Annotated in this window: 29 protein-coding genes; all 29 read right to left on the reverse strand. The window is 45.0% G+C overall.

Annotated elements, in window-relative coordinates:
• Positions 1-22: 22 nt before the first annotated feature.
• Positions 23-1285, reverse strand: coding sequence for an RIP metalloprotease RseP (gene rseP / locus CEG13_RS05810; RefSeq protein ID WP_100010930.1), 1263 nt, complete (start codon positions 1283-1285; stop codon positions 23-25).
• Between the two features lie 106 nt (positions 1286-1391).
• A complete protein-coding gene (locus CEG13_RS05815) occupies positions 1392-2180 on the reverse strand; it encodes a phosphatidate cytidylyltransferase (RefSeq protein ID WP_100010931.1) in 789 nt (262 codons plus the stop codon).
• Positions 2181-2195: 15 nt separating this feature from the next.
• The gene (locus tag CEG13_RS05820) at positions 2196-2957 is read right to left on the reverse strand and encodes an isoprenyl transferase (RefSeq protein ID WP_100010932.1); all 762 of its coding nucleotides are present in this window, start codon (positions 2955-2957) and stop codon (positions 2196-2198) included.
• A 484-nt stretch (positions 2958-3441) separates the two neighbouring features.
• Entirely contained in the window at positions 3442-3999 is a 558-nt protein-coding gene (frr, locus tag CEG13_RS05825) for a ribosome recycling factor (protein ID WP_100010933.1), read from the reverse strand.
• A gap of 2 nt (positions 4000-4001) precedes the next feature.
• On the reverse strand, positions 4002-4724 hold the full coding sequence (gene pyrH / locus CEG13_RS05830; protein ID WP_100010934.1) for a UMP kinase: 723 nt from the start codon (positions 4722-4724) through the stop codon (positions 4002-4004).
• A gap of 126 nt (positions 4725-4850) precedes the next feature.
• The gene (gene tsf, locus CEG13_RS05835; RefSeq protein WP_100010935.1) at positions 4851-5735 is read right to left on the reverse strand and encodes a translation elongation factor Ts; all 885 of its coding nucleotides are present in this window, start codon (positions 5733-5735) and stop codon (positions 4851-4853) included.
• 118 nt (positions 5736-5853) lie between these two features.
• The gene (gene rpsB, locus CEG13_RS05840) at positions 5854-6633 is read right to left on the reverse strand and encodes a 30S ribosomal protein S2 (RefSeq protein ID WP_100010936.1); all 780 of its coding nucleotides are present in this window, start codon (positions 6631-6633) and stop codon (positions 5854-5856) included.
• A 190-nt stretch (positions 6634-6823) separates the two neighbouring features.
• Positions 6824-7252, reverse strand: a complete 429-nt coding sequence (locus CEG13_RS05845) for a DUF6115 domain-containing protein (RefSeq protein WP_100010937.1) — start codon at positions 7250-7252, stop codon at positions 6824-6826.
• A gap of 44 nt (positions 7253-7296) precedes the next feature.
• Positions 7297-8076: a FliA/WhiG family RNA polymerase sigma factor gene (locus CEG13_RS05850; RefSeq protein ID WP_100010938.1), complete on the reverse strand. Its 780-nt coding sequence runs from the start codon at positions 8074-8076 to the stop codon at positions 7297-7299.
• A 671-nt stretch (positions 8077-8747) separates the two neighbouring features.
• Entirely contained in the window at positions 8748-9242 is a 495-nt protein-coding gene (locus tag CEG13_RS05855) for a chemotaxis protein CheD (protein WP_100010939.1), read from the reverse strand.
• Between the two features lie 55 nt (positions 9243-9297).
• Positions 9298-9771: a chemotaxis protein CheW gene (locus tag CEG13_RS05860; protein WP_275661791.1), complete on the reverse strand. Its 474-nt coding sequence runs from the start codon at positions 9769-9771 to the stop codon at positions 9298-9300.
• Between the two features lie 35 nt (positions 9772-9806).
• Positions 9807-10667 (reverse strand): MinD/ParA family protein, encoded by an 861-nt coding sequence (locus CEG13_RS05865; protein ID WP_239984581.1) that lies wholly within the window; start codon positions 10665-10667, stop codon positions 9807-9809.
• On the reverse strand, positions 10657-11778 hold the full coding sequence (flhF, locus tag CEG13_RS05870) for a flagellar biosynthesis GTPase FlhF (protein ID WP_100010941.1): 1122 nt from the start codon (positions 11776-11778) through the stop codon (positions 10657-10659). The genes CEG13_RS05865 and flhF overlap by 11 nt, the downstream gene beginning before the upstream one ends.
• Positions 11775-13808, reverse strand: coding sequence for a flagellar biosynthesis protein FlhA (gene flhA / locus CEG13_RS05875; protein WP_100010942.1), 2034 nt, complete (start codon positions 13806-13808; stop codon positions 11775-11777). The genes flhF and flhA overlap by 4 nt, the downstream gene beginning before the upstream one ends.
• Before the next feature lie 18 nt (positions 13809-13826).
• On the reverse strand, positions 13827-14906 hold the full coding sequence (gene flhB, locus CEG13_RS05880) for a flagellar biosynthesis protein FlhB (protein WP_100010943.1): 1080 nt from the start codon (positions 14904-14906) through the stop codon (positions 13827-13829).
• 1 nt (position 14907) lies between these two features.
• A complete protein-coding gene (gene fliR, locus CEG13_RS05885) occupies positions 14908-15687 on the reverse strand; it encodes a flagellar biosynthetic protein FliR (protein WP_100010944.1) in 780 nt (259 codons plus the stop codon).
• A 3-nt stretch (positions 15688-15690) separates the two neighbouring features.
• Positions 15691-15960, reverse strand: coding sequence for a flagellar biosynthesis protein FliQ (fliQ, locus tag CEG13_RS05890; protein ID WP_100010945.1), 270 nt, complete (start codon positions 15958-15960; stop codon positions 15691-15693).
• Between the two features lie 34 nt (positions 15961-15994).
• Entirely contained in the window at positions 15995-16660 is a 666-nt protein-coding gene (gene fliP, locus CEG13_RS05895) for a flagellar type III secretion system pore protein FliP (protein ID WP_100010946.1), read from the reverse strand.
• Entirely contained in the window at positions 16653-17300 is a 648-nt protein-coding gene (locus CEG13_RS05900; RefSeq protein WP_158234653.1) for a flagellar biosynthetic protein FliO, read from the reverse strand. Before CEG13_RS05900 ends, fliP begins: the two co-directional genes overlap by 8 nt.
• 19 nt (positions 17301-17319) lie before the next feature.
• Positions 17320-17682: a response regulator gene (locus CEG13_RS05905; protein ID WP_100010948.1), complete on the reverse strand. Its 363-nt coding sequence runs from the start codon at positions 17680-17682 to the stop codon at positions 17320-17322.
• A gap of 13 nt (positions 17683-17695) precedes the next feature.
• On the reverse strand, positions 17696-18829 hold the full coding sequence (gene fliY / locus CEG13_RS05910) for a flagellar motor switch phosphatase FliY (RefSeq protein WP_100010949.1): 1134 nt from the start codon (positions 18827-18829) through the stop codon (positions 17696-17698).
• Entirely contained in the window at positions 18819-19820 is a 1002-nt protein-coding gene (fliM, locus tag CEG13_RS05915) for a flagellar motor switch protein FliM (protein ID WP_100010950.1), read from the reverse strand. The genes fliY and fliM overlap by 11 nt, the downstream gene beginning before the upstream one ends.
• Before the next feature lie 38 nt (positions 19821-19858).
• Positions 19859-20278 carry a flagellar basal body-associated protein FliL gene (gene fliL / locus CEG13_RS05920; protein ID WP_100010951.1) on the reverse strand — a complete coding sequence of 140 codons (420 nt, stop codon included), beginning with the start codon at positions 20276-20278 and terminating at the stop codon, positions 19859-19861.
• Complete coding sequence (locus tag CEG13_RS05925) at positions 20271-20489, reverse strand: flagellar FlbD family protein (RefSeq protein ID WP_100010952.1); 219 nt, start codon at positions 20487-20489, stop codon at positions 20271-20273. The genes fliL and CEG13_RS05925 overlap by 8 nt, the downstream gene beginning before the upstream one ends.
• Positions 20490-20541: 52 nt before the next feature.
• Positions 20542-21336 (reverse strand): flagellar basal body rod protein FlgG, encoded by a 795-nt coding sequence (flgG, locus tag CEG13_RS05930; RefSeq protein WP_100010953.1) that lies wholly within the window; start codon positions 21334-21336, stop codon positions 20542-20544.
• A gap of 82 nt (positions 21337-21418) precedes the next feature.
• Positions 21419-21796 (reverse strand): TIGR02530 family flagellar biosynthesis protein, encoded by a 378-nt coding sequence (locus CEG13_RS05935; protein WP_100010954.1) that lies wholly within the window; start codon positions 21794-21796, stop codon positions 21419-21421.
• A 35-nt stretch (positions 21797-21831) separates the two neighbouring features.
• The gene (gene flgD, locus CEG13_RS05940; protein ID WP_100010955.1) at positions 21832-22260 is read right to left on the reverse strand and encodes a flagellar hook assembly protein FlgD; all 429 of its coding nucleotides are present in this window, start codon (positions 22258-22260) and stop codon (positions 21832-21834) included.
• Positions 22261-22269: 9 nt separating this feature from the next.
• Positions 22270-23544 carry a flagellar hook-length control protein FliK gene (locus CEG13_RS05945; RefSeq protein WP_100010956.1) on the reverse strand — a complete coding sequence of 425 codons (1275 nt, stop codon included), beginning with the start codon at positions 23542-23544 and terminating at the stop codon, positions 22270-22272.
• Positions 23545-23573: 29 nt separating this feature from the next.
• Complete coding sequence (locus tag CEG13_RS05950; RefSeq protein WP_100010957.1) at positions 23574-24158, reverse strand: MotE family protein; 585 nt, start codon at positions 24156-24158, stop codon at positions 23574-23576.

Genomic DNA, 24158 nt, shown 5'->3' on the forward strand with positions numbered 1-24158 from the left:
AAAATTATCCTCCAAGCTTTTTCTACAGAAACAGCCGCTGTATGTCATTCCAGGTAACAACGATCATCAACAGCATTAATAATGCGAAGCCGACAAAGTGGAAGACCCCTTCTTTTTCCGGTGACACCGGTTTTCCACGGACTGCCTCAATTCCAACAAACATCAGCCGGCCCCCGTCAAGCGCCGGAAGCGGCACAAGGTTGATAACACCAAGGTTAACACTCAAAATTGCTGTCAACATCATGAAGTTCATAAACCCGGTTTGCACGACCTGATCTGTTGTATTATAGATCCCTACAGGTCCTTGTAATATATCAATCGGAAGTTGACCCGTTATCAGCATCATTAAATTGGTCAAAATCGTTCTCGTCGTATCAATCGTTTGACTAAAGCCGTATTCAAATGTGCCTAAAAATGACTTCTCAAATGCACGATGCACACCGACCTGGCCAATGGTTATTCCTTGTGGTGTCTCTATCGTATCCGGTGCGACTGTCAGAGTCTCTTGTCCCCCGTCCCTTGCTACGGTCATCTCCAGTTCCTCTCCTGGATTTTCCCGTACTTGTGCGGTAAATTCTTCCCAGGTGGAAACCGGGTTACCTTCGATTGAAATCACCTCATCCTCTGCCTGGAGCCCAGCTTCTGCTGCCGGACTATCAGGAAGGACCTCTTCAATCAGTGCTCGCTCGGCCGGTACACCCTGCACCAGACCAAGAATGATAAAGATGAAGATGGCGAGGATAAAGTTCATCATCGGTCCCGCAAAAAGCTGCATCGCCTTTTGGCGGGGACGCTTGGACGCAAACTGCCGGTCATATGGAGCAATTTGCGTTTCTCTCTCATCCATAACAAAAAATGCTTTCGGATCTACTTCAAACCGGAGTTTCGTGTCCTCTTCATCCGCCTCATAGCCTTCAATGAACAGATCATGATCCAAGTCAACCTGCTCTACTTCGATAATCCGTGCATTTGGATGTTTGGATTTATTGTTGACAATTATTTTATTTACCTTACCGAAATCATTAAATTCCAGCCCGACATGATGCCCGGGCTTTAGTTCAATGATTTCCGGATCTTCTCCAGCGACACGCACATAGCCGCCAGCAGGTATCAGCCGTATCGTGTATAACGTCTCATTCCTGGTAAATGAGAAAACCTTTGGACCGAAGCCGATCGCAAACTCACGTGCAAGCATGCCCGCTCGCTTCGCAAAGATTAAATGTCCCCATTCATGAATGAACACGAGCAGGCCGAACATAAATATAAACGCAATAACTGTTGTCATAAGAAGCCCCTTCCTTCACGCAACTTGAGTATAATGGCAAAAGCTGTGCGCATTAACTCGTACATTCTATTTATATCAGGAAGCTATTTAAATTATTATATTTCTTTTACTGAATAAAACCGATAAAATGCAATAAAGGCAAGACAAACAGCAAACTGTCAAAGCGGTCAAGGATGCCGCCGTGACCTGGCAAAATATTTCCCGAATCTTTTACGCCATAATGTCTTTTAAACGCCGATTCCACCAAATCACCAATTTGCCCGAAGACAGAAGCCAAAATCGTAGCACCGATCACCACAGTCATCGGGTAGTCAAATGGGTGAACCACCTGAAAGATCACCGCCGTCAGACAGGCCAGCAGGATCCCGCCAACTGCACCTTCTACTGTTTTTTTCGGACTGATCCACGGCCAAAGCTTTTTCTTCCCGAACAGCCGTCCGAATATGTAAGCACCTGTGTCGGTTGCCCAAATAATAAATAGGGCAAAGAAAATATAATTAAGTCCGTCATGCTCTGTTTGGATTAAATAATAGAAACCTGTCCCAACATAAAGGACAGCAAGTATAATAAAGCCCACATCATCAAACGTAAATTTGTTTTTCACCAGAACGGTATAAGTCAGCATCAAGAGAACAAACAGCATGACAATTTCCATCTGGGTGAACCAAGCGAAAATGGTTAAATCATCCTGATAGGGAAAAAGCACAAGCCATAACATACCAGTGGCGAGAATGGAAGACAAAGAATACTTGGCCACTTTATGCATGCGCATCAACTCAAATAACCCAATCGTTGCAATCACATATACCAAAAGGATAAATGGCCACCCGCCAATGATGATAGCAGGCAATAAGACAAGCCCTGCCAAAACGGCGGTTATTGTTCGTTGTTTCATGTCCGTCTCAACACCTTAAATTCCTCCATAACGACGCTTGCGCTGCTGATAGTCTTCGATGGCCTGTCTGAGAATATCTTTGTTGAAATCCGGCCACAGCACATCCGTAAACCAGAATTCCGTATAGGCCAATTGCCAGAGCAGGAAATTGCTGATGCGCTGTTCACCGCTGGTCCGTATCAGCAAATCCGGATCTGTCAGACCTTTTGTGTATAAATAGCTGGAAAAAGTATGTTCATCTAATTTTTCAATCGAAAGCTTTGCACTGTCTACATCTGTCATCATTTGCCTGACAGCCTGCATAATTTCATACCTACTACCATAGTTTAAAGCAAAGTTTAAGATTAATCCATTATTATTCTTTGTTTTATCTTTTGCATAAAGAATGACTTCCTTTGTATGCTCCGGGAGTGCGTCAATGTCCCCGATTGTTTCCAGTTTCACATTGTTCTCCATCAGTTCAGGCAAATACACATGCAAAAATTCTTTTGGAAGTTTCATAATAAAATCAATTTCCGATTTTGGACGTTTCCAGTTTTCCGTAGAGAATGTATACAATGTAAGAATTTGCACATTCATCTTGGACGCTGCCCGTACGACTTCTTTCACCACAGTAACGCCTTCTCTGTGCCCGGCCACCCGCGGCAGCCCCCGTTTCTTGGCCCAGCGTCCATTGCCATCCATAATGATCGCGACGTGAGCTGGGACATTCTCAGGCGGCAATTGTTCCGGTTCCTCTTTTTGTTTGTTTTTCATAAACGGAAGTCTCATTGACATCATTCGTCCTCCAAATACCCGTAAATTCTAACCATTCATCTATCTTTATGAACGAAGGGGGATGATCATTCCACCCCGTTTGTATAGATGAATCCCTATTATACCATTAAAGATGATGTTCAAAAAGTCCGGTGAAAATGACACTTCACAGGATGACTTCTGTACCTGCGGTTACTTGGCGCAAATAAAAGATTGCTAAAACCGCCCACATCAATTGCCAACTGCAGAAATCACCACACACACGAGAAGCTCGTTGGCTTGCTTTTCCGCTACTCACGTATTAATTGCATACGTTCCACCCGTCAAAGCTACGCCGCGATCTGAACATCTTGGTTCTTTTCATCCTCTTTTTTGAACACGCACTTAAAACCATTCTTTATTATAACGATTATGCGCCAAAAACACAAAAGCCCTCTTAAAGAAGAGGGCGGCCGGTATCTTAACAGGTTTTTAACATTTCAACAGGGTAGAGAAAAGTACCGGGTTATACTTCCGTTATTTCGTTTTCTTTTTCTTTTGCCAGCTGGTCAATCTTAGCAATATGATCATCCGTTGCCTTCTGGACGTCATTTTGCAGATCTCGCAGGTCATCTTCCGTCAAGTCACCGCTCTTTTCTGCTTTTTTCAGCTGATCATTGGCATCACGACGGTTATTGCGTACTTGCACGCGGGATTCTTCGGCATATTTCCCAACAACTTTCACCAGATCTTTGCGGCGTTCTTCCGTCAAAGCCGGGATACTGATCCGAATGACATTGCCGTCATTCGATGGAGATAAGCCGAGGTCTGCCTTTTGAATTGCTTTTTCCATATCACTAAGGGCAGATTTATCATATGGTGTGATGACTAAGAGCCTTGCTTCCGGTGCCCCGATATTCGCAAGCTGGTTCAACGGTGTATTGGCACCGTAGTAATCAACGTACACACTGTCCAAAATGTTTGGATTTGCTCTTCCCGCTCTTACAGTGGCCAGGTTTTTGGAAAAAGCCTGCACTGCTTGCTGCATCTTTTCACGTGCTTCTTTCAATATAGCGTCTGACATGGTTATTTCCCCCTTATAGTTGTTCCAATGGTCTCCCCTTGAACAACCCGTTTAATATTTCCTTCTTCTGTAATCGAAAACACGACCAGCGGAAGGTCATTATCCATACATAATGAGGAAGCAGTGGAATCCATTACTCCAAGTCCCTCATTGAGCATTTCCAGATAGGAGAGGTTATCATACTTCTCGGCATCTTTATTAATTTTCGGGTCATCAGTATAGACCCCGTCGACATTATTTTTCGCCATCAGAATTACATCTGCTTCAATTTCTGCTGCTCTTAGTGCTGCCGTTGTATCTGTAGAGAAAAATGGGTTGCCTGTGCCGGCAGCGAAAATCACCACGCGTTTCTTTTCCAGGTGGCGGATGGCCTTTCTTCTTATGTAAGGCTCTGCAACTTGGCGCATTTCAATGGATGTCTGCACCCTTGTAGGTATGCCGATCGTCTCCAGCCCGTCCTGCAATGCCAGTGCGTTCATAATCGTTGCAAGCATCCCCATGTAGTCCGCTGTAGCCCGGTCCATCCCCATTTCACTGCCAACCTTGCCGCGCCAGATATTTCCGCCTCCGACAACGATCGCTGTTTCCACTCCAAGATCCGCGACTTCTTTCACCTGGCTGGCAACAGACTGGATAATTTTGGGTTCAATGCCATACCCCTGTTCGCCACTTAAAGCTTCCCCGCTAAGTTTGAGAACAATTCTGCGGTAACGAGCTGTTGTCATAATAACCTCCAGAGAAAAATTTGATATAATTTTGGTCAATCTTTGTATACAGCGATTGGCTCTGCTGTCTGCTGTGTGCTGATGGAGAAATAGGGAACAACACGTGTCCCCTATCCAGCAGCCTGTTTATTTTTTAATTTGGCTCATTACTTCGTCAGCAAAATTCTCTTCACGCTTTTCCATGCCTTCACCCACTTCATAGCGTACGAATGCCTTCACAGAAGCGCCTTTATCACTTACATATTTTTTTACTTTTTGATCAGGATCTTTAACGAAATTTTGTTCAAGCAGGCAGATTTCTTCAAAGAATTTGCCGAGACGTCCTTCTACCATTTTTTCGACAATTTTTTCCGGCTTTCCTTCATTCAATGCCTGGGTGGTTAGTACTTCGCGTTCCCGCTCCACTTCGTCCTGAGCAACCTCATCCCGGGAAACATAGCGCGGATTGACAGCTGCTGCATGCATAGCAATGTCTTTCGCCAGCTGCGCGTCTTGGGTTCCTTCCAGTAATGTAAGAGCACCAATACGGCCGCCCATATGAAGGTAAGATCCGAACACATCATTGTCTGTTTTATTGAGTAGCTGGAAACGGCGCAGCGAAATTTTCTCTCCGATTTTGGAGATAACCGAATTAATATAAACTTCCAGCGTATCGCCTTCTCCATGAAGCTGCTGCTGAAGCGCTTCTTCCACCGTCCCAGGCTCCTCTTTAGCAATATGCTTGGCAAGCTCGGAAAGCAGCTGCTGGAATTGTTCATTTTTCACAACGAAATCTGTTTCACAGTTCACTTCAATTAAAACTGCCGTGTTGTTATCCACCAGAGCATAAGCTGCTCCTTCTGCGGCAATCCGGTCTGCTTTTTTCGCAGCTTTGGACATGCCTTTCTCTCGCAGAAAATCAATTGCTTTTTCCATGTCCCCGTCCGTTTCCTGCAAGGCCTTCTTGCAGTCCATCATACCGGCACCAGTTTGTTCACGCAATTCTTTTACCATTTTTGCAGTAATCGCCATAGTGATTCCTCCTTATTCGTCTTTATGAAAACCTGCCTGTCCCAATCATGAGTTCACCGGTTTTCGTAAAAAAGGGTGATAAAAGGCTCTTATCCTTTATCACCCACCTTTTTCACAATTATGCTTCAGTTGCTTGGGATTCTGAGCCAGCTTCGGCTTTTTCCTCCGGTCCATCTGCTTTTTCGGTTTCAGCAGCTGGAACTTCTTCGGTTTCTTCCCCTTGTTTCACTTCTAAAATAGCGTCAGCCATTTTGGAAGTCAACAGTTTAACAGCCCGGATGGCATCATCATTTGCCGGGATGATATAATCGATTTCATCTGGATCACAGTTTGTATCAACAATCCCGATGATTGGAATGTTCAATTTATGTGCTTCTGCAATTGCGATGCGCTCTTTGCGCGGATCCACAACAAACAGAGCATCCGGAAGTTTGTTCATTTCTTTGATTCCGCCGAGAAACTTAACAAGACGGTCTTTTTCTTTCAGCAAATCAACGACTTCTTTTTTCGGCAATACATCAAATGTTCCATCTTCTTCCATCCGCTCAATGTCTTTCAGGCGATTAATACGCTTGCGGATCGTCTGGAAATTAGTCAAAGTGCCTCCCAGCCAGCGCTGGTTGATATAAAACATGCCAGAACGGGTCGCTTCATCGCGTACAGAGTCCTGTGCCTGTTTTTTTGTTCCTACGAAAAGAACCGTACCGCCGTTTGCAGCCAGATCTTTTACATAGTTGTAAGCTTCATCTACCTTTTTCACTGTTTTTTGCAGGTCGATGATGTAAATCCCGTTACGCTCGGTAAAGATGTATTTTTTCATCTTCGGGTTCCAGCGGCGGGTCTGATGGCCAAAATGCACACCAGCTTCCAGCAATTGCTTCATGGATATTGCTGCCATAATAATTCCTCCTTGGTTTTTTTCCTCCGCTCCGATCATTTTTGCATAATGACCAGGTGTTCCCGGCAACCGTTATGCAAATTACGGCGCGTGTGTTGTGTTCTATACTTCCTAATACAGGAAACAATAGTGTTTACACCAAAAATTAATATATCATATAGGGCAGATGGAATCAAGCATTAATTCGTTATTATGCATGCAATTTAATAACGAGAGCCGCTTCCGTCTTTCCGCAGTTCAAAAATCTTGCTATATCTGTCTCAGAATACCCTTTATGATGCAGCTGCAGAATCCGTGACTGCAAAGAGGCCTCCACCTCATCTTTTTCCTCAATTGGAGGCGGAGAATAGCCGCCTGTCTGATCGGGTTCCGTCTTGGCCGAAGAGCTGGAGAAAGACGGATTCACCGTTATTTCTTCTTTGCTGCGGCCGGATATTTTCCGCTCCAAACGTGCATTTTCTTCCTTTATTTCCTTGAGATATGTATCAAAAAGCTCCATCCATTCCCGAGGATCGTTTTGTTCCTGCCCGTTTCCTTGATTCTTTTGCAAAAGCTTGAAGATGGCAAACAGTGATACAATATGAAGCAGAAAACTGATAATAAGGAGGAATGATACCATCAGATATAACCCCTTTTCATTCGAATATTTCTCTGGCAAGGCCTTTACGTCGATTCCTGAATTTTACTCAGTGTTTTTCTTAATTTAAAAATCGTTTTTTTATGTATCTGGGAAATTCTTGATGTTGTCAGCCCCATCACTTCCCCTATCTCGGTAAGGGTCAATTCTTCCTGATAAATAAGACTGATTACCAGCTGTTCTTTTTCACTCAGCATTTTAATCCCCGCAATTAATTCTTCCTTTAATTCATTGGCAAGCAGATCTTCTTCCGGTCTCAGTGCGGCACTGTCTGCTATTGTATAGCCGATCCCTTCTTTTTTATCGCCTTTGCCATCCTTCGGTTTTTCTTCCATGGACAGAATGTTGGCAAACAGGGAATCATTCATGGCAGCTTCGACTTCCGCTGTAGTCATACCAGTCTGTTCTGCTACTTCCTGAGCGGTCGGCGCCCGCCTCAATGTTTGTTCCAGTTCCTGCGTAACCTGATCCACCTTTTTCGCTCTTTCTCTGACTGACCTTGACAGCCAATCGTCTTTTCGAAGGCCATCCATGATCGCTCCACGTATGCGAAAGGAAGCATATGTATCAAATTTCAGGTTTCTCCCTGTATCAAATTTCTTTAATGCGTCATAGAGTCCAAATAAACCAAGACTCTTGATATCTTCTTTACTTATATTGTTTGGCAAATGGCTGGAGATTCGTTCCACATGAAAACTGACTAAATACATGTAATGCTGGATTAACTCATTGGCAGCCTGATTATCTCCCTTTGCTATCCAGTTTTCCCATAATTTTTGTTCATGAAGCAATTTTTTTGTGGACATTCCAGTCGTCCTCCTTGCCATCGGTTTCTTCCTTAAATATGGCTCTTTTCATAAGTTTTGTTGCTATTTTAGTTCGCAGTTAATGGAAAATACGTCGTAACCTCTGGTCGCCGCTGCGGAAATACCCTTCGCTTTCCGCGGGCGCTGGTAAGCCCTCCTCACGCTGACGCGCTGCGGGGTCTTACCTATGCTTACCATCCCGCAGGAGTCTCAGGGTATTTCCTCCGCTAACGGTGTGCTTTGTTACTTTACTGCTTATTAAATTTAAAAAGGCATACATTCACTTTTGAGGGTTGACTCCCGCTGTTGTCAACCGCACACCTTAGGGCACGGCTAACTACTCGCGGGAAACCACCGCTGCACAGGCCCTGGCTCGTGCTAACTCCCACTCCAATTAACAGTGTAGGCTTCTGTCTTAATTGATTTTAAAAACAACACCACCAGCGAAGGAAATACATGGAGACTCCTGCGGGAAGAAAAGCCTAGGTGAGTCCCCGAAGTGCGACAGCACAAGGGGGCTCACCAGCCCCCGCGGAAAGCGAAAGGTATTTCCGGAGCGGCGATCATAAACCCCACTGAGTTATGTCACAGTTTATAGATTTTGTAATAAAAACAACAAACGCTTTTTGATGAGACGAGTAAACGCAGTCCCAATCTTTTAGAAAATAGCCTTAAATATAAATTACTGGTTCGTTAATTTTCCGGATTCTCAGCTGCTGTGTTTGCGGGTTAAATTCAATCGTCCTGCCAGTGACGCCGCCAACATCGGATCCTGTTACCGTAATAGCGGCTTTTTTCAGCAAATGGGAAACCGCTTCAATATTCCTCTCACCGATACGGATCGTGTCAGAGCCTGAGAAGGAGGGGAACATTTGCGCACCTCCGGCTATTTTGGCTTTTAGTGCATTTCTGTTGGCTCCGGCAGCTGTTAATCTATCGATCAGCCAGGGTATCGAACTGTCCGCATATTTGAAAATATGGATCGGCTCACTTTTGGCAAGACTGGAATCAGGAAGCAGAATATGTGCAAGTCCAGCCCTTTCGTTCGCTTCATCATACAGTACCACTCCGACACAAGAACCTAATCCTGTCGTTCGTAAAAGGTCCGGAGAATGCGCGATAGCTGCAGATGAAATTCCTACTTTAATAATGTGTTTATCTTTCATTGATCTTCTCTTCTCTCTGAATATGCCTATTTTGCTCTCTTTGGATATTGTTTAATTAACGATTGAGTGCCGGCATGGTTGTCGGCCGGACTTTATCTGATAGAATCACAGTCAGATCAAGCAAAATGAGCAGACGGTTCTCCATCTTCACGATACCTTCCATCGCCTCTTGACCTGAATAGCCATTGACATCTGATGCATACTCTATTCGATCTTCCTGGATGTCCAGCACATCCCTGGCAGCATCCACAATCAACCCGGCTTCTTTGTCCTTTGAGCTGACCATCATAATCCGTGCAGAAGGGGGATGGTCCGCCTCTTCCATACCAAACCTGAGGCGCAGATCAATAACTGGCATTACGACCCCCCTTAGGTTCATAACACCCTTAACAAAACCAGGGACCTTAGGCATCCTTGTCAAAGGCAGCATTTTTTCAATTGATGTCACCTGTTTAATTGGCACCGCATAATCCATGTCTCCAAGCCGAAAAACAATAACTTTTCGTTTCTCTTTTTCCTCTGCTGCCACGGCCACTCCTCCTGATAGGTTAACTTCCATGCCGCTCAGGGCATGAATCGTCTCAGTTTCTGCAAAAATGTTGATGCATTGTTTTCTGTCTCCGTTTCCTCCATGAGATAATCCCGTGTGAGCTGCTTCATTGTTTTGGAAGCAGGTGATTTACTATTCATTATTGTAAAGGGAATCTGCCGTATAACAGCTGTTGCCACGGCTTTATCATCCGGGATAATTCCCATCCGCTGCACATCTGCCGATAAGAACCGTAAGACCACTTTTTGGAATCGCTCCGTTGCCTTACTGCCGCTTTTAAAGGAAGATGCACGATTCATGATAATGTGAAAAGGCATCTTTGGCTCTTTCGCAACTACTTGTTTAACCATACTGTAGGCATCCGTGATAGCTGTCGGCTCCGGGGTGGTAACTACGATACACTCATCTGCCGCCAGAATGAAAAAGATGCTGTCTTCACTAGCCCCTGCTCCCATATCAAACAGGATATAGTCATATTGCTTCGCGAGTTCCCTATACTCTGCATAAAAATAGTCCCGCTTCTCTTCATCCAGGGAAAATAATGAGCCAAGGCCTTTTCCGCCGGCGATGTATGCCAAGCCTTCAGGTCCTCTTTCAATAATATCATGCATGCTGACATCTCCTGAGAACAGATCGGCAAAAGACCTGCTAGCATAAAATCCTAAGAGAATATCAATGTTCCCCATACCGACATCCAAGTCAATCAGCAGAACTTTTTTACCGTTTTTGATCAATTCCAGTGAAAAATTGATGACGATGCTTGATTTACCGACCCCGCCCTTACCGCTAACTACAGCAATGGTCCTTGCCTGTTTTACAGCAGTTTCCTTGCCCAGCCGGCGCCTGAGCTCTGCTGCCTGATCACTATGCATCATTCGCACCTGCCACCAGTTCTGCGATCTTCTCAGGGGTGGCGAATATCACATCATCAGGGACTTCCTGCCCGTTTGTCAGGTATGCCACACCAATCTGATGCCGCAATAACATGTTCAGCAAGCTCCCAAATCGTGTTGTTTCATCCATCTTCGTGAAAATCAAAGAAGTTAACGGAAAATCGGCAAACTGCTGATAAATTTCCTCAAGATCTTTTGGCTTGCCAGTCATAGATAATACAAGGTAGCTGTCTACTCCGCCTCCAAAGTCCAGATGTTGCTCAAGTTCTCTCACATATTTTTCTTCCCGGAAATTTCTCCCCGCTGTATCAACAAAAATTAAATCATACGTATTCAGTCGTTTAACAGCCTCCCGATAGTCGTTCATGGTATATGCCACTTCAACGGGAATATCAAGGATTTCTGCATAAGTTTTTAATTGTTCAATCGCTGCAATCCGGTATGTATCTGTCGTGATAAAAGCAACCTTTTTATCATCACGAAGCATGCTTCTGGCTGCCAGCTTTGCAAGTGTGGTTGTTTTTCCTACCCCAGTTGGACCGATAAATTGAATGATCCGTTTCTCTCCGCAGATTCCCTGAAATGACATGCTGTCTAGCTGGGCTTTTATATGTGCGGCTGCGTCTTGCATAATCGTCTCGGAGTCTGGTCGTTTACCTGATCCTGCATGCTTTTTTTGCAGCGACTCTGTAATTTCCGTGGCTAATTTCTGCTCCACTTCCTGTTCGAGCAAATGTTCATATAGATACTGATATCCGCCTTCGTATTCCTTTGGAAGACGCGAAGTCTGATATTCGACCATTTTCTTTAACTGTTTCATTTCGGATAAAAATTCATTGCTCAGAGATGAACCCCGTTCCTGGCGATTGGTTTGGGAAATTGGTTTGACTTCCCCTGTTTTTCTGGAGGCATCTCTGTATGGCTCCTTGTCAAGTCCTGCAACTACTTCAATGCTTACTTTTTTAAACAGACCAAATATACCGCCGCTATGCACCTCTCTGGAGTTGAGGATCACAGCCTCTGAACCAAAATCTTTGCGCACTTGCTTCATTGCTTCCGGCATGGTCGGCGCTACATATTTTTTCACCTTCATGCTACATTCACCACCCCAACACTTTGCACTTGCACTGTCGGCTCCAGCTCGTTATAGGAAAGGACGACAACTTGCGGCAGAAACCGGTCCAGCAGCTGTTTCACATACATCCGGATCGCTGGAGAGCATAGAACTACAGCTGATTCCTCCTGAAGTGTCAGCTTTTCCACTTCATCATGGATTGTTTTGATAATGGCCTGCTGTGCCTCCGGATCAAGTGCCAGATAATTGCCGTGCTCCGTCTGCTGGATATTTTCTGCAATCATTTTCTCTGCTTTTGGTGAGACAGTTATCACATTTAACGACTGACCATCTTTGGCATATTGTTTGGTTATCTGCGGCGATAACGCCTGCCGCGCATATTCTGCAAGCAGTTCCGTGTCATTGGTCATTTTGGAAAAATCTGCTAACGTTTCAAAAATCACCGGCAGATTGCGGATCGATATATTCTCCCTTAGCAGTTTGGCAAGCACCTTCTGAACGTCGCCGACCGCCATAGGCTCTGGTGTTACCTCTTCTACAAGGATCGGATATGTTTCTTTCAAATGATCAATAAGCTGCTTTGTTTCCTGTCTTCCCAGGAGGGTATGGGCATTCTGCTTGATTACCTCCGTAATATGGGTGGAGACTACGGACGGCGGGTCCACCACCGTGTAGCCGGAAAGTTCCGCCTCATCTTTGTTTCCTGCTGTAATCCATTTTGCCGGCAGACCAAAAGCAGGTTCCTTTGTTGAAATTCCTTCGATTGGGTCATCATCCAAATCAGGCGCCATTGCCAGATAATGGTCAAGCAGCAGCTCACCAGTTGCCGACTGATTGCCTTTAATTTTCAAGCGATATTCATTTGGCTCTAGCTGAATATTGTCCCGGATGCGGACGACCGGAATAACCAGTCCCAGTTCAATAGCCAGCTGCCGGCGGATCATAATTATCCGGTCCAGAAGATCTCCTCCCTGATTGGCATCCGCCAAGGGGATTAACGCGTAGCCGAATTCAAACTCAATCGGATCCATATTCATTAATGAAACAACATTTTCCGGTGCCTTCATTGCATTGCTTTCGGACTGATCTTCTTCCGTCTCATCCGGGGCTTCCGGTTCCCTGACACGTCTCATCAGCAGATAGCCGCTTAATGCCAAAAGCCCGGCAAGTGCCGTAGTCAGGAAAAAGTTAATTGGAGTAAGTCCAAGCAAAAATATTGTTCCTGCGGCGATAAACAACAGATTCGGGTACTGCAGCAGCTGTCCTGTAACCTCTGTGCCCAAGTTGCCCTTACTGGTTGTCTTCGTTACCACGATCCCCATTGCTGTGGAAATCAATAAGGCCGGGATTTGGCTGACAAGTCCGTCACCCACAGTGAGCCGCATAAATGTATCAATCGCTTCCTGAAAGGACATCCCCATCTGTACCATGCCGATGATCAGGCCAAAAATAATATTGACCAGTACAATAATGATCCCGGCAATCGCATCCCCTTTCACGAATTTACTCGCACCATCCATTGCCCCGTGGAAATCGGCTTCATTTTCCACTTTTTCCCGGCGTTCCTTTGCCTGCTGCTCGGAAATCAGCCCTGCATTCAAGTCAGCATCAATACTCATTTGCTTACCGGGCATGGCATCAAGGGTAAACCGCGCAGCAACTTCAGAGACACGTTCTGACCCTTTTGTAATAACGAGAAAATTTATAATGACTAAAATAACAAATACAACGAACCCGACGAGCGCATTATTGCCGATGACAAAGCTTCCGAATGTAGCGACCACACCGCCGGCATCGGCTTCTGCAAGAATCGATCTGGTTGTTGATACATTCAACCCGAGCCGAAAAAGTGTCATTAACAAGATAAGTGCAGGGAATACAGAAAACTGGAGCGCTTCCTGGGTATTCATAGCCACAAGAATAACGATCAGTGCTAACGTAATATTGCACAGGATGAGAATGCTTAATATCCATCCAGGCAGCGGCACGACAAGCATAATTATTATTAGAATAACACCTAACAGTACGGATAAATCACGTGCTTTCATGGCTGTCTCCCTTCATTCTTATACCTTCTTCCCCAACTGATACACATAGGCGAGGATCTCTGCCACCGCTTTATAAAACTCTTCCGGGATGACATCGCCAATTTCCAGTTCCTTATTTAGGGAGCGGGCAAGCGGCTTGTTTTCTACTGTCTGCACATCATTTGCCTTTGCCACTTCTTTTATTTTCCGAGCGAGGTGATCGGTTCCTTTGGCAACAACATAAGGAGCTTGAGCTTTTGCTTCATCGTACTTGATTGCGACAGCAAAGTGAGTCGGATTGGTAATAACCACATCCGCTTGCGGCACCTCGCTCATCATTCTCCTTTGTGCCATCTGACGCTGTTTTTCTTTGATTTTTGATTTAATCAGCGGGTCTCCCTCGATATTTTTATACTCATCTTTTACGTCTTGCTTGGACATTTTCATATTCTTTTCAAAGTCGTAGCGCTGGTAGGCATAGTCAAATACCGATAAAAACAAGAGTGCCACTGTTGCAGCAACCCCCATCACAATGGTGACCTGCGAAAAAAATTCCAGCGCGTCCTCGGCAGTTTTAAAGGCGGTCATCATCATGTCATCTTTGTAGATCCAGATCACCAGAAAGGTGATCGCACCGATAAAAACAATTTTCAAAAATGATTTAAGCAATTCCACCAGGGCCCTTATGGAAAAGATCCGCTTGGCCCCCTGAATCGGATCTATTTTTTTCAAATCAAACTTTAGCGGCTTCGCTGTGAACAAAAAACCGATCTGCAGCAAATTCGAACCGACTCCGGCAACCATGGCAATTAAGAGCAGCGGGGCCAGCATGATGGCAGCTTCGGTTGCTGCTCCGGAAAAGATCTGATGCACGGTGTTTTCCGTCACCTCCCAATGAATAAATTCACTGAAGGTGTGTTCAAACATCGTAAGCATACTGTCAAGCATAAACCCGCCAAATACAAACAAAATCAGCAGACAGAACAACAGCATAAATGCCGTATTTACATCCTGGCTTTTGGCGACCTTTCCCTTTTTCCGTTCATCCTGCCGCTTTTTCGGAGTGGCTTTTTCCGTTTTCTCCCCGGCAAAGAACTGCAAATCCAATTTCATTTGCAAACTAAGCACCTCCGAACAATCTCATCAGCTGCTGCATCACATCAAACATTGCTGTAAACAAATTCTCCACCAGCGCGATATAAAGTACCAGGAAGAACAGTATCACGATAAAACCTACCAGAATTTTCAGCGGAAGACCGACAACAAACACATTCAGCTGCGGTACTGCCCGGGCAATGATACCAAGCGCCACATCGACAAGAAATAAACAGCCTACAATCGGAATAGCAATCTGAAAGGCTATCACAAACATTTGATTAAATGTTTCAATCACCAAATCTGCAATCCGCTCTTCTCCAAGCGGGATAAACGATTCAACAGGTATTAGCTGAAAACTATTAAAAATCCCGTCTATTAACAAATGGTGACCATTGACCGATAATAGAAAAAGAAGTGCAAAAACATAAAAATACTGGCCGGTCAACGGGCTTTGGGCACCTGTCTGCGGATCAATCACATTGGCCAGGAAAAAGCCCATCTGGAAATCAATAAATCCACCCGCCACCTGCAATGCGGAAATAAGAATAAACGCAATCAGTCCGATTAAAAGACCCACAAGTGCTTCTTTCATCAAGAGAAACAAAAACATATCATCCACTGCAATTACAGGGGCGTCCACCGTATAAAACATCAGATATGCAAGAAAAAAACTGAAACCAATTTTAAATTGCATCGGGATCGTTCGATAAGAGAATAAGGGCAGGGTCACAAAAAAGGCTGCCACCCGGACAAGAATCAATAGAAATACAGGCAAAGAATTGATATCAATATACTCAAGCATGGATTAACCTGTAAACTGATTTAAATTCTGAAATATATTGGCTGTGAATTCCACCATGGTGGTCAGCATCCAGGGTCCAAAGAACACCAGCCCGACAAGCACTGCAACGATTTTTGGAATGAAAGCAAGCGTCTGCTCCTGTATTTGGGTTGTTGCTTGAAAAATACTGACCAGAAGACCGACAGCAAGTGCCAGAATGAGTAAAGGACCTGATACGAGCAAAACTGTGTATATACCTCGTTCTGCAAGCGACAATACAAATTCGCTGCCCATGAGTTTTTAACCCCTTTCCTTTATGGAAGGACATTTAAAAACCTTCCAGTAATGAATGAGTAATCAAATACCATCCATCAACTAATACAAACAATAATATTTTAAACGGCAGGGAGATCATCACCGGCGGCAGCATCATCATCCCCATGGACATTAAAACACTGGCGACCGCCATGTCGATAACCAGGAAGGGAACGAAGATCATAAAACCCATTTGGAATGCTGTTTTCAACTCGCTTATGGCAAATGCAGGGACTAACGTGGTCATTGGAATATCCTGCACACTGTCCGGAGGTTCCATCTCCGCGTATTCCATAAATAGAATCAGATCTTTTTGCCTGGTGTGTCCGGCCATGAATTCCTTCATTGGCATACTGGCGCGCTCGTAAGCCTCATCCAAGGTGATTTCTTCAGCAAACAGCGGCTCGAGCGCCTCATCATACACCTCGGAAAACGTCGGTGCCATAATAAAAAAGGTTAAAAACAAAGCAAGCCCGATTAGCACCTGATTCGGCGGCATTTGCTGGGTTGCAAGGGATGTCCTTACGAAAGAAAGCACGATAATGATCCGGGCAAAACTGGTCATCAGAATTAAAATCCCCGGTGCCAGTGACAAAACCGTTAATAATAAAAGCAGTTTTACCGATGTCGATACTGCAGAAGGATCACTGCTGGAAAACATATCAATAAATTCATTCATGTTGATCTTCCTTCTGTCCACGCTGATTAATGATTGCTTTTCTTGTTTGTTTCAGACTGTCCAATTCAGAGGCAAACAGCTTTTTAAACTGACCTGGTGTTTTGCCGTTCTCAGATTGCTTTTGCTTGAGAAATGCCGGCAGTAATTGTCCTGCAGTGGTCTGATCAGCTTCTTCTCTATTTCGATGAAGCAGTTCTTCCACTGTCTGTTCGTCGGTAACTTCTCCGAGCATCTCCACATTTTCTCCCACACCAATCATATAAAACTTGGTGCCAATACGGATTATCTGCACGGATTTATTCTGGCCGACAGAAACACCGCCGAGATTTTCAAGACCCTTTACCTGCTGAAATAATTTATTGCGCTTATTTAAGAACTTCAGCAGCAGAAAAATCAGGGCCAAAACTAACAGCAAGGCAAAAAACATTTTAACCAGATCAAACAACAGAAATCCACCTGCCGGACTCTCCCCCGCTGTCTCCTCTCCCCGTTCCTGTCCGCCGGGTGCTTCATTTAATTCCTCTTCACACCCCTGATTGTTTTCCAGGCAGTCAAGCACATTTGCCGGAGCAGCAGCAATTGGCTGAGCGATGGCCGAAAAGACAAACACCATCAAAAGATAAAAACATATTTTTTTCATTTCCATACACACTCGTTTCTTAATTTAGCACCTTTTGAATCGCATCAATCACACGGTCTTCCTGGAAGGGTTTGACGATGAAGTCCTTTGCACCTGCCTGAATCGCTTCGATTACCATCGTTTGCTGCCCCATCGCTGAACACATGACGATCTTTGCCTGGTCGTTGAATTGCCTGATTTCCTTTAATGCGGTGATGCCGTCCATTTCTGGCATCGTGATATCCATCGTTACCAAATCAGGAGTGAGCTCTTTGTATTTCGCCACCGCTTCCTCCCCGTCCAGTGCTTCCCCCACGACAGAAAAACCATTTTTCGTCAAAATATCCTTAATCATCATTCGCATAAATGCTGCATCATCTACAATTAAAATACGATGGGCCATTTCGGATCCCCCCTTATTTGAGTTTCATCAGCCGGTCGCTCTGGCTGATTATATCGGAGACTCGGACTCCGAAGTTTTCATCAATCACCACTACTTCTCCTTTGGCGATCAATTTGTCATTGACAAGGATGTCCACAGGTTCTCCGGCCAATTTATCAAGTTCGATGATCGATCCGGATGCGAGCTCCAGGATATCCTGAATCGTCTGCTTTGTACGTCCCAGTTCCACGGTGACTTTTAGTGGTATATCCAGCAGCATATCCAAATTGCGCTGTTCTGTCCGATTTAACGGCACTTGATCAAATTCCGAAAAGTGAGCTTGCTGTACAGCTGCAGTTTGCTGGTCAAATGAATTTCCCAAATACTGCGGCTTATGTTCCTGACTAGCTTCTGGCGGAATTTGCCGGCTCCTGCCCTCCTGCTTACGGGGCTGTTCATGTCGCGAGTCATCCGCTTGAACATCTTCCATTAGTGTGGGTTCATTCGGCTGCAGCAGTTCATCTGCCATCTCTTTTGCGAAGGTAAATGGAAGAATCTGCACTATGCTGGAGTCTATCAGATCCCCTACCCGCAAGTTGAAAAAGACTTTTACATAGGCGTCCTGTTCAGCAATCACCCCGAAGTCGTCCTCATATTTTATTTCCGGTGGAGATATATCAATTTTCTTATTGAAAAAAGCAGACATGCTGGTGGCCGCTGAACCCATCATCTGGTTCATTGCTTCCTGAACCGCACTTAAATGAATCTCCTTCAACTCTTTTTCCGGTGAAGTCCCGTCACCTCCGAGCATAATGTCAGAAATAATGGAGGCATCATCTGCTTTTATAACAAACACATTTCTCCCCCGGAAACCTTCCGTGAAGTTCACTTCAATGGTGACAGGTTCATATGTAATTTCCTTTTCCAGTTCTTCCTGCCCGATCACCGAAACCCTCGGTGTGGTAATTTCCACTTTTTGATGAAGCAGCGTTGACAGGGTGGTAGCTGAACTGCCAAATGAGATGTTTCCTATTTCCCCGAGTGTGTCTTTTTCCAGTGTGGACAGGGATTGATTGGCTGGTTCTGGCCGGCTTTCGGTATCCTCGTCTTCGCTAACCTGCAGAAGAGCATCAATCTCATCCTGGGAAAGCATTCCGTCATTCGTCATTTCTCTTCACCCCTTTTATATCTTCCAATACTTGCACGGACATTTTCTGTTTATGTCTGCCCGGCTGTACATAAAACTTCGCGGTATCATTCACTTGCAGTTTCAGCGGTTCATCGATGGACTGATCAAGGGCAATCACATCGGCTTTATTCAGCTGCAGAAATTGCTGGATATCGATCTCGGCTTCTCCAAGCAGCACTTTTGTATCGAGCTTTGCCTCTTGAATATTTTCAGCGATTTTCTGATAGGCGCCCTCATCCCGTTTTTTTGTCACGGTCTGCATCCAGTAATGGACCGACAGTTTGGAGATAATTGGCTCCAGAATAATATGCGGGATACATATGTTGATCATGCCGCTTGCTTCTCCAATCGTTGAGTTCAGGGAAACAACCACGACAGTTTCATTCGGGGAAACCAGCTGCAAAAACTGCGGGTTGACCTCAAAGTCTTCAAGCACCGGATCAATTTCGGCTATCTGCGACCAGGCTTCCTGCAAGTTTATCGCTGCTTTTTCAAACAACTGGGACATGAGGATCGTCTCGATTTCCGTCAGACTTTCCAACCTTTTTGTCTTGCCGTTCCCACTTCCGCCAAGCGTCCTATCCAGCATCGCATAAGCGATATTCGGATTGACTTCCATAATCATCCTTCCATCGAGTGGTGCAGCACTGTACACATTCATTACCGTCTGCTTTGGAATAGACCGAATAAATTCCTCATAAGGAACCTGATCCACAGAAGAAACGGAAATATTTACATAGGTCCGGAGCTTTCCGGAGAAAAAGGTAGTCAATAAGCGGGCAAAATTCTCATGAATTCGCGAAATGCTGCGGATCTGATCCTTGGAAAATCGGAGTGCGCGTTTGAAATCATATACGCGGACCTTTTTTTCCTCTTCTTCTTTTTTTAATTCCTCTGCATCCATTTCCCCTGAAGAAATTGCAGATAAAAGTGCATCAATTTCATTTTGTGAAAGGACTTCATCTGCCAAAACCACTCACCTCCCTTAGAAAAAAGGTCCACGGATGACTATTGCATGATTTTATTAATGGTATACACATCCGTAATCGTTCCCTCTGTCATCACTTCATTTAATTTTTTCTTAACCGTATTCTCCAGTTCGCCAAGACCTTCCTGAAAGTCTTTCTCTTCCATTGTAGCCAGTTCCTTAATCAGGATGTTGCTCAGCTGAAAATCGCGTTTGCTGATCTCTTCCTGTGCCGCTTTTCCATCGGTTATAATTTGAAACTGGATGCGGACAAAGCTGCCACCCTTCAGGTCTGTTGTCACTTCAGGAGATTGATAGGAATAATTCACCATTTCATCAATCGTTATGGCCTCTCCTTCTTTTGATTCACCACTTACATTCAATATAACCACCGTGGCTGCCGCTCCTCCGAGAAGCAGGACCGCCAAAGAGATGCCCATTGTCTTCAGTAATTTACTCATTGCTTCCACCAGCCTTATTTATGATGGCCTGCAGACCAATCTGTTGATAATAATCCGTAATAAGTGCGGTTAATTCCGATTCTGAGTTTCTCACCACAAGTTTCTTTCCGCCTGCGAGAGTAATAGTAGTGTCCGGCAATGCCTCTACCTGTTCAATCATCAGGGCATTGAGGAAAAATGTTTCCCCATTCAGTCGGATTAATTGGATCATGATATGGCGGGGGCCTCTTTCTGAAATTAATGAGTGGCCCCCTACCTCCCTGCTATCGTTTTAAGTTCACAAGTTCCTGCAGTATCTCATCAGACGTGGTAATGATTCTTGTGTTTGCCTGAAAACCGCGCTGTGCTGTAATCATTTCGGTGAACTCTTCGGACAAGTCAACATTGGACATTTCCAATGAACCACTGATTATTTGAGCAGCGCCATCTTCTTCCGGTACAACAAGTCCGGTATAGCCGGCATTCTCACTGTTTAAAAATAAACTGCTTCCACTCTTTTCCAGACCGGACGGATTGGAAAAATTAGCGACGCCGATCTGTCCGGCCTCTTGTGTATCACCAGCTGCATCAACATAATTAACCGTTCCGTTTGTCTGAATGCTGAAGCTTTGCGCATTGTCTGGAATGCTGATCGGATAAGCCCCATCTTCTCCAACTAGATAGTAACCGTCCGGATTGACAATGCTGCCTTCATCATCCAAGTAAAAATTTCCCGCTCTCGTGTAATACGTAGTGCCATTTCCTTGCAATGCAAACATTCCATCTCCCTGCAATGCCAGGTCCAATGGATTATTGGTTGTTTGCCTGAAGCCCTGGGTTTGGATGTTATCGATGCTTCCCAGCTGGGAACCGAGCCCGACCTGTGTGGGGTTGATTCCGCCGCGCTCTGCTGTTGCACCCTGAGCCCCGGATGTTGTCTGGCTCATCATGTCCTGAAATGTGACCCGCCCTTTTTTAAATCCAGCGGTGTTTACATTGGCAATATTATTTCCAATTACATCCAATTTTGTTTGAAAATTCTGCATTCCTGATATTCCTGCATACATGGAACGTAGCATAATTCATGCATCCCCTTTTATTTATAGAATTTGCTGTATCTATCGGTCAACAGCTTTTTTGGCCTCCCAAAAAGGGTCCAGCCTAGTCGTTAATTAAAATGGTTCCATTGATATTGGTGAAAATGCGGCTTGTCGCCTCTTCTCTTGCCATCGCGGTTACCACGGTATTATTTTTCGCACTGACAACGAGTGCTGCCTGGTCTGTCACCACAAGGGAATCCGTTACCCCTTTTTGTTTCGCTTCCTGCATTTTTTCACTGATGGCCTGCCACTGTTTATCATTTAAATGTATGTTTCGCTCATTCATCCGCTCGGTTGCATGTTTGCTGACCTTTAGCTCCTGTTCTTTGGCGAGAATCGACTGAAAATCAACGGTGCTCTGGGCGGTGTTCTTAGGCTTTTGCTGTGCGGGCAGCTGCAATGCCTGATGCTGCGGAACTTGATGTATACGATGATCCATGGTTTCACTTCCTTATCCGCTTACCCTTAGTCCAATTAATCCGGATCACTTACTGACAGTACAGAATCTGCATAAATCTCTTCCTCGTTTTCCAACTGTAAAATAGCCCAGCCATCTTTCTGGCTGACGGAAACAACACGACTTGATATGACTTCCTCTGCTCCCTCCTCTGAAGACTGGTAGGAAACTTGCTTGCCAAGCATATGACTGTACTCGATAACCGGCGAAACAAGCTGGCTCTCTACAAGGGTATTAATCGAATTGGTCATATTCGTCATTTGTTCCAGCGAGGAGAAGGTTGCCATCTGGGAAATAAACTCCCTGTCATTCATTGGACTTGTCGGATCCTGGTTCTGTAACTGCGTCATCAGGATCTTCAAAAATTCATCCTTGCCAAGCTCCGGACTTGGCGTCCTTGTTTCCGGTTTGTTGTGCAAATACATCGATGGGTCAATTTTTGCCATGCTCAACACCTACACTTTCTCATTCATCAGTAATTCCTGAAATTGTGCCTGAAAGTCACTTTCGCTGTGATTCTGCTCATCTTCTCCAGATTCGGACTGCTGTGGCTGCTCCTGATCCCGGTCATTCATCTGTTCAGCTTCTTCTTCCTTACTTAGGGAATTTCCCTGTTGGAATTGCACGTCCTCTTTTTCAATGACTACCTGCTGCGGGGAGAACATATTTCTTAATTGATGCAGGTTACCCTCAAGCATTTCTTTTGCTGCTTGAGAAGATACAATGATCTTCACGGTCATTTCCCCATTGATCTGTGTCAGCCGTACCATCATTTCTCCAAGATTCTCCGGCCGAAAAGCGACCTGCAGCTGATTCATGCCATTTTGCCCTGCCAAAAACCTGCTCGATTTTACCGCATTCTGGAACTGTTCGATTAATTGCTTGTCAGGAGCCGGCGCATTCTGTGTCTGCTGCAAATGAATGACATACTGTTCCAGTTTACCGATCGGCGTGTTCGTTGAAATAACCGTTGGATGCGGGCTGAACGATTTATCAATCACCTGGTATTTATCAAAGGCTTTTGCTACCCACTTGGCTACATCGTTACTGGTTACTTTTGCTTCCTGGTTGTATTGCAGCTTGCCTGCCAGCTGCTCACGTTTCTGATAGGCCAAAAGCAGTTCCTGCAAAAAATGAGGTTTTTCACTTTTCAGGATGGCTTCCGGATTTCCTTGCATCAATCCGCCCTTTTTCTCCAAGGCTGTCCATTGCTCGAGCAATTCAAGAATTTTAGGAGAAGCACGCTGCACGTCTCCCTGACCATTAAGAGAGACCAATAAGGCTTTTAGTTTTCCGGCAATCTCGGCGAACGGATTGGAGGTGCCCCCTTCCGTATTAGCAGAACCAGGGATAGGTTGATTTGCTGCAGCACTCAACTGATGGATGACCTGTCCAGCATGAGGAGCCTCTGCTGCTGATTCCATGATTAGCTGAGCCTGGGGATCTTGACTGCTGACCGGCTGCCTCATCCACTGCAATAATACCGTCTCTAGTTCCATTGGCAGTGACTCCGATTCCTCGCTGTCTGCCTTTTCAGGCATTGGCTTTGCTCCCTCTAAAGGTAAAGAACCAGGGAAAAGTTGCTTCATCAGCCCCTGCTTCTCTGGCAGCTGTTTAGAAAGAACTGCCTGAAAAACAGCAATCGCTCCTTCTTTATTTGCCGGACCGGTTGATCCAATTGCCGGTCTTGGCTGCGGCATGTGCTGAAATAACATTCCGATTGCGTTCAATTTTCTCACCTCCTTTCGAGTGTTTCGCTTTATTCATTTTCATTGATAAATAATTGGGTCAAATTAGCAGCAGTTTCCGGGTTCATCGCTTCCAGAACGGCCCCGCGATCCTGAGTGGACATATGCTGCAAAATCGACAGTGCTGTTTCTTCTTCCAGGTTTTCCATGATCAATGCAGCCTGGTCGGTATCCATTTCCTGAAATGAACTGGAAATATTCTGCATTGGCGCTTGTTCCTCTTCTGCATCTTCTTCCTGCTCCGTGCTCATGTTGCGGTTCTCCAGCTTGACAATTTCCTGTTCCAGCTGTTCAATCACAGATTCTTGGCTTGCGATTTCCTGGCTTAGTGTTTCAATTTCTGTATCCTTTTCAGCCATAGCTGCCTGCATCCGTTCCTCCTCCTGCTGCATATTCTGTTCCTCTTCTGTATCGATCATTGAGGCTAAAACCGGAACCTGATTCCCTTTCTCCTTTGCCCAATCCGCCACGTTCACACCGGAGACGGACAATATAACAACCGCGATGGCAAGAAGTACAAAGAACGGAATAATGATTGCAAAGAGAAACCAGAGTGCAGGGTTCATTTTCTTTTCTTTTTTAAGCTGTTTTTGCAT

The organism is Lentibacillus sediminis (assembly GCF_002763455.1).
GTDB lineage: Bacteria > Bacillota > Bacilli > Bacillales > Amphibacillaceae > Lentibacillus_D > Lentibacillus_D sediminis_A.